General features: G+C 64.4%; 12 protein-coding genes and 1 pseudogene. 6 read left to right on the forward strand and 7 right to left on the reverse strand.

From position 1 onward, the window contains the following. The 4 genes and pseudogenes from CWO91_RS20520 to CWO91_RS20535 all read left to right on the forward strand — a co-directional run. Positions 1-264: hypothetical protein (locus tag CWO91_RS20520; protein ID WP_208753049.1), on the forward strand; the 264-nt coding region annotated here is incomplete at its 5' end. Between the two features lie 415 nt (positions 265-679). Continuing rightward, a pseudogene (locus tag CWO91_RS20525) lies at positions 680-1,524 on the forward strand (CmcJ/NvfI family oxidoreductase). 101 nt (positions 1,525-1,625) lie between these two features. After that, on the forward strand, positions 1,626-1,940 hold the full coding sequence (locus tag CWO91_RS20530) for a septal ring lytic transglycosylase RlpA family protein (protein WP_130215732.1): 315 nt from the start codon (positions 1,626-1,628) through the stop codon (positions 1,938-1,940). Between the two features lie 48 nt (positions 1,941-1,988). Continuing rightward, positions 1,989-3,158, forward strand: a complete 1,170-nt coding sequence (locus CWO91_RS20535; protein WP_130215734.1) for a Gfo/Idh/MocA family protein — start codon at positions 1,989-1,991, stop codon at positions 3,156-3,158. 186 nt (positions 3,159-3,344) lie between these two features. On the opposite strand, the gene CWO91_RS20540 is transcribed toward CWO91_RS20535, so the two are convergent. From CWO91_RS20540 to CWO91_RS20560, 5 genes are all read right to left on the reverse strand, one after another. After that, the gene (locus CWO91_RS20540; protein WP_130215736.1) at positions 3,345-4,655 is read right to left on the reverse strand and encodes an ABC transporter substrate-binding protein; all 1,311 of its coding nucleotides are present in this window, start codon (positions 4,653-4,655) and stop codon (positions 3,345-3,347) included. Between the two features lie 187 nt (positions 4,656-4,842). Continuing rightward, positions 4,843-6,078 carry an ABC transporter substrate-binding protein gene (locus tag CWO91_RS20545; RefSeq protein ID WP_130215738.1) on the reverse strand — a complete coding sequence of 412 codons (1,236 nt, stop codon included), beginning with the start codon at positions 6,076-6,078 and terminating at the stop codon, positions 4,843-4,845. A 32-nt stretch (positions 6,079-6,110) separates the two neighbouring features. Next, positions 6,111-7,592 (reverse strand): ATP-binding cassette domain-containing protein, encoded by a 1,482-nt coding sequence (locus CWO91_RS20550; RefSeq protein ID WP_165405582.1) that lies wholly within the window; start codon positions 7,590-7,592, stop codon positions 6,111-6,113. Further along, the gene (locus CWO91_RS20555) at positions 7,592-8,518 is read right to left on the reverse strand and encodes a branched-chain amino acid ABC transporter permease (protein ID WP_130215742.1); all 927 of its coding nucleotides are present in this window, start codon (positions 8,516-8,518) and stop codon (positions 7,592-7,594) included. Before CWO91_RS20555 ends, CWO91_RS20550 begins: the two co-directional genes overlap by 1 nt. A gap of 1 nt (position 8,519) precedes the next feature. Beyond that, the gene (locus tag CWO91_RS20560; protein WP_091878870.1) at positions 8,520-9,395 is read right to left on the reverse strand and encodes a branched-chain amino acid ABC transporter permease; all 876 of its coding nucleotides are present in this window, start codon (positions 9,393-9,395) and stop codon (positions 8,520-8,522) included. Here CWO91_RS20560 and CWO91_RS20565 point away from each other — a divergent pair. Beyond that, a complete protein-coding gene (locus CWO91_RS20565; protein ID WP_165405581.1) occupies positions 9,358-9,696 on the forward strand; it encodes a hypothetical protein in 339 nt (112 codons plus the stop codon). The two genes, CWO91_RS20560 and CWO91_RS20565, sit on opposite strands and share 38 nt — an antisense overlap. Before the next feature lie 136 nt (positions 9,697-9,832). Here CWO91_RS20565 and CWO91_RS20570 read toward each other — a convergent pair whose 3' ends face one another. Both CWO91_RS20570 and CWO91_RS20575 read right to left on the reverse strand, forming a co-directional pair. Further along, entirely contained in the window at positions 9,833-10,933 is a 1,101-nt protein-coding gene (locus tag CWO91_RS20570) for an NAD(P)/FAD-dependent oxidoreductase (RefSeq protein WP_130215746.1), read from the reverse strand. A 100-nt stretch (positions 10,934-11,033) separates the two neighbouring features. Next, the gene (locus tag CWO91_RS20575; protein WP_130215748.1) at positions 11,034-12,284 is read right to left on the reverse strand and encodes an SMP-30/gluconolactonase/LRE family protein; all 1,251 of its coding nucleotides are present in this window, start codon (positions 12,282-12,284) and stop codon (positions 11,034-11,036) included. A gap of 175 nt (positions 12,285-12,459) precedes the next feature. Between CWO91_RS20575 and CWO91_RS20580 the strand changes: the two genes are divergently transcribed. Continuing rightward, positions 12,460-12,726, forward strand: a complete 267-nt coding sequence (locus tag CWO91_RS20580; protein WP_130215806.1) for a hypothetical protein — start codon at positions 12,460-12,462, stop codon at positions 12,724-12,726. Positions 12,727-13,094 lie beyond the last annotated feature (368 nt).

Here is a 13,094-nt window from a genome sequence, read left to right on the forward strand (position 1 = left end):
GGCTGGGGCCTCGGTGGCCTCGCGGCCGGCGCGATCATCGGCGGCGCCATCGCCAGCGGCGCGCCTTACGGCTATGGCTATTATGGCGGCCCGTATTACGGCGGCTATGGATATCCGGGATACGGCTATGGTTATGCGCCGGCCTATTACGGCTATGGGCCGGCCTACGCCTATCCGCGGTACTATGGCTATCGCCGGTACTATCGGCCTTATTATGGCTACTATCGGCCGTATCCGCGTCCGTACTACCGCGCTTATTGGTGATTTCACGCGGCTCAAGCGAAAGCCACACGATCAGGCTCATGCAGGGCAAATGCGATGCAATCGCGAAGGCGGGGCTGTAGTAGCGGCTCTCGTGTCCCGGACGCGGCGCAGCGTGAAACGCTGCTCCGCAGAGCCGGGACCCATGCCGCACAGAATGCTCTCTCGGTTAGATGGGCCCCGGCTCAGCAGCGCATCGCTGAAGAAGCGCTGCGCTGCGTCCGGGGCACGAAACCTCACGAAGTTCTCAAGCATCCGTGAGACGAGACAGTGTTTTCATAGCACTCGCATTCCTCAACGCTTCTTCTTCTTCGTTCTTCACGCCCGACAACATCGTCATTGCTATTTGCATCGCCTCCCTTGCACCCCGCGGCTCCCCGGCAAAAATCAATCCGACGACCACATCGGGAGACCGGCCATGGGCCTGCAAGAAACAAAAATCGAATCGCTTCCCTTCGTCACTGCCGAACTCAACTATCTCGCACCGACATCAGCCAAGCCGCGCACCTACGCCTTCGATCCGCCTCCGGGCGAGCCGAAGAGCACGGCGCTTGCCGAGCCGCATCAGGTCCCGATCTTCGACGCGCGGCTGATTGCGCAGAATTTCTCGCTCGATCGCGAAGGCTTTGCGCTGGTGCGGCATCCGACGCAGGTGAAGGACTTCTACAACGACGATGAGGTCAGGGCGGTCTACTATCCCGCCGTCGAGGCGTTCCTGCGCGCGACGCTGAAGGCCGATCGTGTCGTCATCTTCGACCATACCGTGCGCAAGCGCGTCGAAGGCGCCGCCGACATTCGTGGTGGCGGCCCGCGCCAGCCCGCGACGCGCGTGCATGTCGACCAGACCGCCGTCTCCGGCGCCAATCGCGTGCGCGAGCACCTGCCTGACGAAGCCGAAGAGTTGTTGAAGGGGCGCGTGCAGGTGATCAATCTGTGGCGGCCGATCCGCGGCCCCTGCGCGATTCACCGCTGGCGATGGCTGACGGCACGACGGTTGCGCCCGACGATCTCGTCGCCTCCGATTTGATTTATCCCAACCGTCGCGGCGAGACCTATTCGGTGAAGTACAATCCGAACCACCGCTGGTTTTACGTCCCCGAGATGACGGTGGACGAGGCGCTGCTGCTCAAGTGTTATGATTCCGCAACCGACGGCCGCACGCGGTTCGGGCCGCACACGGCCTTTATTGATCCGACCACACCGCGAGATGCCGCCCCGCGCGAGAGCATCGAGGTGCGCACGCTGGTGTTTCACAAACAGTAACAAAGAGTGATGGCACTGCCGGGCATCGCCCGGCAGTGTTTTGGGAACCTTAGGGAACAAAGCGACGTTTGCAGCGCCGGGCAGGTAACCGGGAGGGTGCCGTGCAAGCGCAGACGACGCTATTGATATCTCTTGCCAGCTTTTTGCTTTTTGCCATTTCCGTTGCCCACGCCGAAAGCGGGCTTGCGTCGTACTACGGATATGGAAAGGCCGGCAAAGGTGGCGAGCTGACATGCGCGCACCGGACGCGTCCTTTCGGCACCGTGCTGAGGGTGTCCTACAGCGGACGAACGATCCAGTGCCGCGTCAACGATCGCGGCCCATTCATCCGCGGCCGCATCGTCGATCTCTCGGTGCCCGCCGCCCGCGCACTGGGCATGATGAGCGCCGGCGTGGTGCGGGTCTCGGTGGATTAGGCCGGCCAGCGGGCTATAGTGCCGCCCAAAGCAAGGGGTGAGGGCGCTATGGCCAGGATCAGGGTGGGACTCGTCGGCTGCGGCTTCGTGTCGGAGCTGCACATGTATGCGTTCCGGCGCGTCTATGGCGTGGACGTCGAGGTCGCAGCGGTGGCTGCGCGCGGCGATCACGTGGTCGAGTTCGCGACCCGCCACAACATCCCGCGGGTCTATCGTAGCTTCGCGGAAGTGATCGCGGACCGCGAGCTCGATGTCATCGACATCTGCACCCCGCCTAGTCTCCATGCCGAGATGATCGTCGCCAGCATGCAGGCGGGCAAGCACGTCATCTGCGAAAAGCCCTTTGCAGGCTATTTCGGCCGCGAGGACGACAAACAGCCGATCGGCAAGCATGTGCCGAAGGCGCTGATGTACGAACGCGTGCTGGAGGAGATGGACGCGACGCGGGCCGCGATCGAGCGTAGCGGAAAATTGTTCATGTATGCCGAGGACTGGATCTACGCGCCCGCGGTGACCAAGACCGCGGAGATCATCAAGGCCACCCGCGACAAGATCCTGTTCATGAAGGGCGAGGAGAGCCATTCCGGCTCGCACGCCGCGCATGCCGCGCAATGGGCGATGACGGGCGGCGGCTCGCTGATCCGCATGGGCTGTCACCCGCTCTCGGCCGTGCTCTACCTCAAGCAGGTCGAGGCGAAAGCGCGTGGCGAGACCATCCGCGTCGCCAGCGTCACTTGCGATGTCGGCAATGTTACCGCTGGCCTCAAGAGCGAAGAACGCACCTACATCAAGGCCAATCCCGTCGATGTCGAGGATTGGGGCACGCTGACGGCGACCTTCTCCGACGGCACCAAGGCGACGGTGTTCTCCGGCGACATAATCATGGGCGGTGTGCGCAATCTGATCGAGACCTACACGAGCGGCGGCTCACTGTTCGCCAACATCACCCCGAACACGCATCTGATGAGCTACCAGACCAGCGAGGAGAAGCTCGCCAGCGTCTACATCACCGAAAAGGTCGATCGCAAAACCGGCTGGCAATATGTCTGCCTCGAGGAGGAATGGACGCGCGGCTACTTGCAGGAGATCCAGGACTTCATGGAATGCGCCGCGACGGGACGGCAGCCGCTCTCGGACCTCGCGCTGGCGTATGAGACGATCAAGGTGAATTACGCGGGCTACTGGGCGGCGGAAGAGGGGCGGCGGGTGGTGTTGTAGGTGATCGCGGCGCTCTCTTACCCTCCCCTGGAGGGCCCTGGAGGGGAGGGTCGATCGCGCGAAGCGCGAGCGGGGTGGGGTGATCTCTCCAATCGGGCGGTACCCGTGAGGAGAGATCACCCCACCCCGCTACGCATTCGCTTCGCTGCATGCGTGGTGAAGACAAGCGTCGCCGCGCACACCACCTCACGCCCCGTAGGTCGAGCCCTTCGGCAGCGGGAAGACCGGCTCCCGCGTGCGGATATTCGTCGGCCACACCACCGAGATGTGCTCGCCGGCGTTCTGCATCACGACCGGGGTCGAGCGCTCGTTCTGGCCGGAGAGCGGCGTGCCCGGCGGGAAGAATTTCACGCCATACCCCTGGATGGTGCCGCCGGCGGGGATATCGACGTCGAGCGCTGCTTTGCGAACGGCCTCGGGCTCGAAGCTGCCGTACTTCTCCTTGGCGACCGGCAGCACATTGTTGAGCAGCACCCAGGTCTGGTTAAAACCCATCGAGCAGTGCGGCGGCACGTCGGTCGCGCCGGTCTTGGCCTGATAGCGCGAGACCATGGTCTTGATCAGATCGCCCATGCCCGGCGCGAGCTTGGCGGGATCGAGCAGCTGCGCCGGCACCGGATCGATGTTGCAGAAATTGTCGATGTCGGAGCCGAAAGTCGCACGCAGCTTGTCGAGCTGGCTGTAGCCGGCGCCGGCCCCGAACAGCATCTTGAAACGCAGGCCGCTCTCGCGGGCCTGGCGCAGGAACAGGGTGATGTCGGGGTTGTAGCCGGCATGCGAGATCACGTCGGCCTTGGCGCGCTTGATTTTTGTGACCAGCACCGAGAGATCGGGCGCCGAGGCCGAATACCCTTCGCGCAGCACCACCTGGATGCCGGCCTGCTTGGCATAGGCCTCGTCGGCGGCGGCAACGCCGACCCCATAGGGGCCGTCCTCGTGGATCAATGCGACCTTGACTTCCTTCGGGTCGATGCCGAGCTTGGCTTTCGCATGCTCGTTGATGAAGCTTGCAAAGGCTTGTCCGTACTGGTCGGAATGAATCTGCGCACGGAAGACGTATTGCAGATTCTTGTCCTTGAACACGGCGGTCGAGACCGCGGTCGTGATCCAGAGGATCTTCTTCTGCTGCTCGACCCTGGCGGCGAGCGGCACGGCGTGCGAGCTCGCATAGACGCCGTTGAGGATATCGACCTTCTCCTGATTGATCAGGCGTTCGGCCTCATTGATGGCGACGTCCGGCTTGCTCTGGGAGTCGGCGGCAACAGGCACGATCTTGGTCTTGCCTCCGATCCCGCCCTTCTCGTTGACGAGATCGATGGCAATCTGCGCACCGATCGAAGAGGCGACCGAACCGCCTGCGGCGAACGGGCCGGTCAGATCGTAGATCACGCCAATTCGCAAATTCTCGGCTTGCGCCTGGGCCCGTGTCCAATCGAGGCTGAGTGCGGCGGCGGCAGCCGCCGAGGTCTTCAGCAGCTGCCTGCGTGAAGTCGGCATCCTATCCTCCCTCAAAACCGTCTTATGTTTGGCTGTTATTTTTGGCGAAGTATTGGGAGCAGGATGGCGAAAGTCAACATCGCCCAAGGTCGATAGGGCAGGCGGCGGCGTAAGAACGCATCTGCGAAAGACAGCAAAAAGCCCATCACTCCGCACGGAGCGATGGGCCTCCTGTCGATGCGACCGGTTACTGCGACAGCTTGACGAAGGTCGGAAACTTCATCTTGCCCTCCGCGATCTTCTCGGGCCAGACCACGACCTGCTTGGAGTCCTGCCACTGGAAGACGAGGCCGGTGACAGCACCGGGGCCTGACTTGATGCCGTGGGTGAATTCGTCGTTCTTGCCGTAGAACTGGATGCGGCCGATCGTGCCCTCGTAATCGGTCTTCTCGAGCTCGGCGACCATCTTATCGGGATCGGTCGAGCCGGCGCGCTTGATGGCTTCCGTGATGAAGTAGACCTCGTCATACGCGGTGTAGCCGGTATAGGCCGGCGGCGTGCCGAACTTGGCCTTGAAGGCGGCCGCGAACGGCTTCGTCTTGGGGGTGACGGCGACGTCGGGCGTCGCCACCGCCAGCGACGGTATGCCGTCGGCCGCGCCATTGGTGTCCTTCCAGAAGGTCGGGCTCAGCGCCTGCGCGCTGATGCCGAACATCGGGATCGGCACCTGCTGGTTCTTCCACTGCACCGTCGGCTGCACGCCGACATGGGAGATGCCGGTAACGATCACGTCGGGCTTCTTGCTCTCGATGTTGTTGAAGATCGGCGTGAAGTCGGTGGTATCAGGCGAGAAGCGGACGTGCTCGACCACCTTGAGGCCGGCCTTCGGCAGGCATGCCTCGTAGCCGACGTCGAGCGGCTTGGTCCAGGCGGCGTCCTCGCTCATGATCGCGACGGTCTTGAACTTGAGCTTGTCGACGAGCAGGTCCTTGGCGGCGTCGCAGACGAGCTGGGCCTGCGCCGCCGAGGTCAGGTAGCCATGGAAGGTGTACTTGTTCTTCTCGTAGTCGTTGTGGATCGCCTTGGTGATCTCGTTCGAGGCCGCGCCCGGGGTGATCAGCGGCATCTTCAGCCGCGCCGCCCAGGGCTCCAGCGCCAGCACGACCTCGCTGATATAGCTTGCGATCACCGCGGAGACCTTGTCCTCGCTGACGGCGCGCTGGAAGGCGCGCACGGAATCCGCCGACGAGCTCTTGTTGTCGTAGGTGACGATCTCGATCTTGCGGCCGAGCACGCCGCCCTTGGCGTTGATCTCGTCGGCGGCGATCTGCGCGCCGCCGGGCGTCGCCGCACCGGCGATCGCCTGCACCTCGGCGATGACGCCGATCTTGATGGGATCGTTCGACTGCGCGTAGGCGGGTGCCGCGAGGCACAGCGCCAGCGCGGAGGCGAGCAGGCTGCTGTTGAGAACTGATAGTCGCATGGTCGTTTCCCTTTCTATGTTTTTGTTACGAACTACAGGAAATCAGCGCCGGCCTCCGCCGCGAAGCGGCCGGGATCGCCCTCCCAGACGATCCTTGCATGCTCCAGCACATAGACGCGGTCGGCATGCGGCAGCGCGAAGGTCACGTTCTGCTCGCCGAGCAGCACCGTGATCGACGTGGTCTGTCGCAGCTTGGTCAGCGCCTTGGACAATTGCTCGAGGATGACCGGGGCGAGGCCCAGCGTCGGCTCGTCCAGGATCAGGATCTGCGGCTGCATCATCAGCGCGCGGCCGATGGCGAGCATCTGCTGCTCGCCGCCGGAGAGCGTCTGCGCCATTTGCCCCTGGCGCTCTTTGAGGATCGGGAATAGCTCGAACAACCAGGCGAGCTGCGCGGCGCGCTTGTCATCAGCGAGGTGCTGGCCGCCGAGATCGAGGTTTTCCCGCACGCTCATCTCGCCGAACAGCTCGCGCGATTCCGGGCACTGCACGAGACCGCTGCGCGCGATCCTGGCCGGGCTGGTACCGCGCAGCTTGTTGCCGCCGCGCACGATCTCACCGCTGTAAGGCAGGAAGCCCGAGATGGTGTTGAATAGCGTGGTCTTGCCGGCGCCGTTAAGGCCGACGACCGAGACGAACTCGCCCTCATGGACGTGGATCGAGACGTTCTCCAGCGCCTGGGCCTTGCCGTAGAACACGCTGACATTCTCGATCTGGAGCAGCGGCACCTTGTCCTTGAAGCTGGTCTCAGGCCGCGCATGGGTCTCGATGGCGCCGCCGAGATAGACCCGCCGCACGGTCTCGTTCTTCATCACGTCGTCGGCCCTGCCGGTGACGATCTCCTCGCCGAGATACATCGCGAGCACGCGGTCGACGAGGGCTGCGACGCTCTTGACGTTGTGGTCGACCAGCATCACCGCGCGGCCTTCGTCCCGGAAGCTGCGGATCAGGTCGGAGAACATTTCGACTTCGGCGCGCGTCAGGCCGGCGAAGGGCTCGTCGACCAACACGACCTTGGGGTCACGCGCGATCGCCTTGGCAAGCTCGAGCCGGCGCAGATCGGCAAACGGCAGCGTCGGTGGGCGGCGGTTCATGACTGCGCCGAGCCCGACGCGCTCGGCGATCCACTTGGCGCGCTCGACCAGCGCCTTGTCAGGGAACAGCATGAACAGGCTGTCCGGCAACAGCGCCACCAGGATGTTTTCCAGCACCGTTTGCCGGTTCAACGGCCGCGAGTGCTGGAACACCATGCCAAAACCTTTGCGCGCGATCTTGTGCGCGGGCAGGCCGGCGACGTTCTCGCCCTCGAAGACGACTTCGCCTGATGTCGGGCGCTCGATCCCCATCACGCTCTTCATCGCCGTCGATTTGCCCGAGCCGTTCGGCCCGATCAGGCCGAAGATCTCGCCGCCATTGACCTCGAAGCCGAGATTCTTCACCGCGGTCAAGCCACCGAAGCGCTTGGTCAGGCCGCGAACTTCGAGCACGGCCCGGTTTGAAAGCCTCATGTCCATCACGAACGCGCCTCGCGCGAGAGGGCCGCTCCGAGGAAGCCGCCGGGGAAGAACAGCACGACGAGGAGCGCGACCGCCGAGACGATGAAGGTCGCGAGCTCACCGGTGGGCCGCAAGAACTCGCCGGCGACGATCAGGAAGATCGCGCCCAACGCCGCGCCAAGCACGGTGCGGCGGCCGCCGAGCACGGCCGAGACGATCACGTTGACGCCGACCGCGACGTCGACGACGGTGCCGACCGAGGCGGTGCCGAAGTAGAACACCAGCAGCGCGCCCGATAACCCCGAGAAGAACGCGCTGACGATGAAGGCGGCGAGCTTGTGCTTGACGATGTTGAAGCCGAGCGCGCCGGCCTGCACCGGATCCTGGCCGCTGGCCTGGAGCACGAGTCCAACAGGCGATTGCGAAAGGCCGTAGAGGATCGCGGCCGAGATCGTCATGAAGCCGAGCGCGATCCAGTAGTTCGTGCCGGCATTGATGGAGATGACGTCGGGGATGGTCAGGCCGATCTCGCCGCCGGTGAGATCGGCGAACACGACGATGAAATTCTGCAGCATCAGCACCGCGACCAGCGTGGTCAGGCCGAAATAGGGCCCGCGCACCCGCAAGGCCGGCAGCGCCAGCACGAGACCGGCGACGACGGAGGCGAGGGCGCCGAGGACGATGCAGAGATAAACCGACCAGCCGAACTGGGCATTGAGGATGCCGGCGGCGTAGGCACCGACGCCGATCAGGAAGGTCGGGCCAAAGTTCACTTCGCCGGCAAAGCCGAACAAGAGGTCCCAGGCCATCGCGAACACGCCGAAATAGAAGGCGACGGTGAGAAGGCCGAGCACATAGCCGGAGACGTAGAGCGGCAGCGTTGCCGCGATGACGACGAGCGCGACCGAGATGAAGAACAGGCGCGAGGCGAAGAAGGTGGACATCTCAGCGCCTCCCCAGAAGGCCCTGGGGCCGGATGTACATCACGAAGACGAGCAGCAGCAGCGCCGGGATGGTGCGGTAGGCCGGCGAGAGCAGGTAGGCCGTCAGGGTCTCGAGATAGCCGACCACGAAGGCCGCGATCAGCGAGCCGGAGACACTGCCGAGGCCGCCGAGCACGACGATCGAGAACGCGCTCGCGGTCAGCGGTCCGACGCTGTAGGAGCTGACTCCTAAGAACATGCCGAGCAGCACACCGGCAATGCCGGCCAAAATGCCGTAGATCGCCCACACCACGATGTAGATGTTGGTGAGCTCGAGCCCGAGCAGGGTGACGCCGCGCGGGTTCATCGACGCCGCCAGCACGGCCTTGCCGGTGCGGGTGCGGTTCACCAGAAGCCACAGCAGCGCGATGACCAGGCAGCAGACGATCGCCGTAAAAATCTCGTTGCGCGGCGTGCGGACGCCGAGGATCTCGACCACGCCGTCGACGATCGGCAGCACGGTCTTGGCGTTGTTGGTGAAGAAATAGGCGATCAGCTCCTGGATCATGATGCCCCACAGCAGCGTTCCGGTGAGGACGAAGATCTCCTTTTCCTCATTCGGGATGCGACGCGAATCCTGGATCGGCTTCACCACCGCGAAATAGGTGGCGAAGGCGGTGAGAAGCGCGACGCCGACGCCGATCAGCGCGCCGGCATAGGTGCCGACATTGAGGATGCTGGCGGCGGCCCAGGCCGCCACCGCTGCGGCCACCATGATGGCACCGTGGGAGAGGTTGAGGACGCCGGAGACGCCGAAGATCAGCGTGAAGCCGGTGGCACCGAGAGCGTAGAGAGCGCTGATGGCAAAGCCATCGATCAAGATCTGGAATGCTCGCATTGAGAATTGGCCGGGCAGGTCTGGCTGCCGCTTGGAGGAAAAGCTGCTGCGTGCACCGCATGTGGAAAGCTTTCCGGGCAAGGCCCGGCTGCCGTTCCGTTCAATTTGCGGTGGGCTTGATGGAGCTCGGGAGACTGACGTCAGTCCTGACGACGTCCTCCGGCGCGCCGGTCACGGCGGCGTCGAGCGAATTCGCAACGCAATAGAGAGTCTTTTCTTCATGTTGTTTTTCTCCCTTGAACAAGCCTCTTGTGAGCTATTGGGGCGCGACTATACCGGCGAGGGCATTCTCGGCAAGTGAAACTGCATTCAGGATTGTGAGAGGCGGACTAAAGTCTAGCGCGGCGCAAATAGAGAGCCGCGGGGCTCAGGGCCATCAGGCATGCAGATTTCGTCGGCGCCCATGCAAGTACGTCGCGAGCATGCCTTCGCCCGGTTCAGCGCGTTTGCAGCAGCGACGGATCGAGCGGGCCGAGGCGGGCGGGATCGAATGGTGAGAGGTCGATCTGCGTTGTCCCCTCCGCGATCAGCTGCGCCAACGCCTCACTGGTCGCGGGTGCGTTGAGAATACCCCAGACATTGTGTCCGGTCGTAACGTAGAGACCCTCGCTCTGGGGCACCTTGCCGATCAACGGCAAGCCGTCCTGCGTCACCGGGCGAAAGCAGGCCTGCCGCGCGATGATCTTCTCGGGCCGGAACAGCGGCGACAGCCGCTCGCTCATCGCCTGCAGGCGCGCGATCGCGTCCTGGTCGGGCGTCACGGCTACGGGATCGAGCGGCAGCGGCGCGATGTCGGAGAGCGCCGTGATATGCGTGCTGCCATCGGCCCGTGGGAAAACCTCGATCGACAAGGCGCTGCCGTCGTCCTCATGCTCGAGGAATAGCGCATCGGCCGGCACGTCCGTGCCGGTGTCGTACACGATGCTCGGGCTGCGCTGGCCGTAGACCGCAGGTAGGCTCATCCATTTCGCGGCGAGCAGCGACCATGGTCCCATGGCGATGACGATAGCATCCGCCTCGATCACGCTGCCCTCGACCTCCACGCCCCGCGCAATCATGCCACCGGCATCGCGCACGATGCCGGTGACGCGGCCGCGATGAAGTTGCGCGCCTTGTGCGAGCGCCGCGTCCATCACGGACGAGGTGAACTTGCGGGGATGAACGATCGCAGTCGTCTCACGCGTGCCGATGCGTTGCGCGATGACGACGCCGTTGGCAAGCCAGCCAAGTGTGGAGGGCAGATTCCGCCGTGCGTCGCCATCGGGGACAACGAAGCCGCTATAGGCGGTCATGGGGCGGTAGCCCCAATCGCCCGCGACCTCCCCGGGCAGTTGCGCATGAAGTGCAAAGCTGCGCCGCGCCAGCGCGTCGAGGGGCGTGCCGGCGCACCAATCGCGCGCGAGGAAGCCGCCGGCTTTCCCCGATGCGGCCGCCGCCACCTCAGCCCGCTCGACGACGATGACGTCGATGCCGCGGCGACACAGGAACCAGGCGATGCAGGCCCCGATCACGCCGCCGCCGCAGATCACAACGCGCATGGTTTTCTCCTCGAAGTACACTCGCGCGCCGAAGGATTATCAAAACAATTCGGCGCCGGCGAGGAGCGCCGGCGCCGCGTCGCAATGGGGCTTGCATCGCTCAGCCCGGGCCGGCGCCTTGCGTTGCCGTGTAGACCGCGTAGAGCGACTGGCTCGCGGCCATGAACAGGCGGTTGCGCTTGGGGCCACCGAAGCAGACGTTGCCGCACACCTCCGGCAGGCGGATGCGGCCGAGCAGCTTGCCTTCCGGTGACCACACCGTCACGCCGTTGTAGCCGACGGCGCGCCCGGCATTGCTGGAGGCCCAGACATTGCCGTTGACGTCGCAGCGCAGGCCATCCGGCCCGCACTTCACGCCGTCGATCACGCAATCGCTGAACTTCTTGAGATTGGAGAGCTTGTTGTCGCTGCCGACGTCGAACACGAAGATCTCGCCCTTGCCGCCCGCTCCGGTGTCGCCCGGTCCCTTGCCGGTCGAGGCGATGTAGAGCTTCTTGTAGTCCGGCGAAAAGCAGAGGCCGTTCGGGTCTGGCACCTGGTCCTCGGTGACGACGAGGTCGATGCGGCCCGAGGGGTCGATGCGATAGCAGTTGGTCGGCAGCTCGCGCTTGCCCGGCACGAAGCCGGCAGGCTGTCCGATCCGCGGATTGAGCTTGCCGCCTGCATTGCTCGGGCCGCCCGCGACGTCGGGCTCGCCTTCATAGAGCTGGCCGCCATAGGGCGGATCGGTGAACCAATAGCTGCCGTCGGGATGCGCGGCGATGTCGTTCGGCGAGTTCAGCTTCTTGCCCTGATAGGAGTCCGCGAGCACGGTGGCGGTGCCGTCATGCTCATAACGCGTCACCCGACGCGTCAGGTGTTCGCAGGAAAGCTGGCGGCCCTGGAAGTCGAATGAGTTGCCGTTGGAATTGTTGGACGGCGCACGAAACACGCTGACGCGACCGTCGTCCTCGCTCCAGCGCATCTGACGGTTGTTGGGAATGTCGCTCCACAGCAGATAACGTCCTTGCGCGCTCCAGGCCGGGCCCTCGGCCCAGAGCACACCGGTGTAGAGTCGCTTGATCGCGGTGTTGGGCTGCGCGAGATCGTTGAAGGACGGATCGACGGCGATGATGTCGGGGTCCCAGAAATAGGTGGTCGGCGCGCCACGGGGGCCGAAGTCGCGCGGCGGCGTGGTGATCGTCGTCGGCGGTGCGGCGGGGCCGGTCTGCGCCAGCGCGGAGCCGGCTCCGGCCATTGTGGCGGCGGCGCCGAGCGCAAGCCCTTGTACAACTCCTTGGACGAGTGTTCGTCGTGAAAGCGCACCATCCTGGTCACGCTGCTCTCCGTCACGAGCCTCTTGGCGTGTCATCGCGTCCTCCCGATCATGTTGGCTGGTCGGTTGATCCGGCCGAGCGGAGCGGAGGTTAATGCGGTCCGCAGCCGGTTGCGAGGGGTGGAATCGAAACCGCTGCGCGAAGCGGGTCGCAATTTCGTCACCTTCGAATGCGTTTGGATTGGAGGCTGACGGGATAAAGCCGGAGCTCATTGTGCAAATTGTCGTCCTGGTCATTCTGCTCGCGATCGCATTTGCGGCCGGCTACTTCACGCGGGATTACGTCTCCCGCAAAAGGCGGGCGGAGGCACGCCGCTGGCGCGAGTACACCGAGCCGGATTGGCTCTCCGCCCACGCGCCGGCAAACACCAACGAGATCACGAACGCCGGCGCCGCCGTGGTCACCACCGGCGAGCTTGGCCAGATGCTGAACCGCTGGGAAAGCAGGGCCCGCGCCCGTCGCACCGGAACCGGATAGCCGGCGTTCGCGCGCTAGCCGACAAATTCCCTTCTACTAGGTCAGTTCTCCTGACCATCTTTTGGCGTTGCAGTTGCGGCCGTTTCTCGTCTAGAAACGGGCGCATCGAGCCTCCCGGCAACCAACCGTCAACGGTTTTGACCGAGGATTGTGGGCTCAAAAGGGTCTGGCAATGCTGATTCGCGGCCAAATCGATGGGATTTCGGGGGAGGTGGCTATGGCCGCCGCCGCGATCCCGGCCGCGCTGCTGCCCACCCTCCTTCTTGGCGGGCTTCTTCTTAGCTGCCCCTGAGGGCCGGCTGGGCGCCACGCGCCTGGGCGCTCAGGGGTTGGTCGAGATTACCGGACACCTCAAGCGCCCAGCAGAC

Source organism: Bradyrhizobium genosp. SA-3 (assembly GCF_004212635.1).
Lineage (GTDB): Bacteria > Pseudomonadota > Alphaproteobacteria > Rhizobiales > Xanthobacteraceae > Bradyrhizobium.

Coding starts and splice junctions, on each gene's coding strand:
- CWO91_RS20535 (WP_130215734.1), top strand. CDS start 1,989: ATGGCCAGGATCAGGGTGGGACTCGTCGGCTGCGGCTTCGTGTCGGAG.
- CWO91_RS20540 (WP_130215736.1), bottom strand. CDS start 4,655: ATGCCGACTTCACGCAGGCAGCTGCTGAAGACCTCGGCGGCTGCCGCC.
- CWO91_RS20545 (WP_130215738.1), bottom strand. CDS start 6,078: ATGCGACTATCAGTTCTCAACAGCAGCCTGCTCGCCTCCGCGCTGGCG.
- CWO91_RS20550 (WP_165405582.1), bottom strand. CDS start 7,592: ATGGACATGAGGCTTTCAAACCGGGCCGTGCTCGAAGTTCGCGGCCTG.
- CWO91_RS20555 (WP_130215742.1), bottom strand. CDS start 8,518: ATGTCCACCTTCTTCGCCTCGCGCCTGTTCTTCATCTCGGTCGCGCTC.
- CWO91_RS20565 (WP_165405581.1), top strand. CDS start 9,358: ATGGCAAAGCCATCGATCAAGATCTGGAATGCTCGCATTGAGAATTGG.
- CWO91_RS20560 (WP_091878870.1), bottom strand. CDS start 9,395: ATGCGAGCATTCCAGATCTTGATCGATGGCTTTGCCATCAGCGCTCTC.
- CWO91_RS20570 (WP_130215746.1), bottom strand. CDS start 10,933: ATGCGCGTTGTGATCTGCGGCGGCGGCGTGATCGGGGCCTGCATCGCC.
- CWO91_RS20575 (WP_130215748.1), bottom strand. CDS start 12,284: ATGACACGCCAAGAGGCTCGTGACGGAGAGCAGCGTGACCAGGATGGT.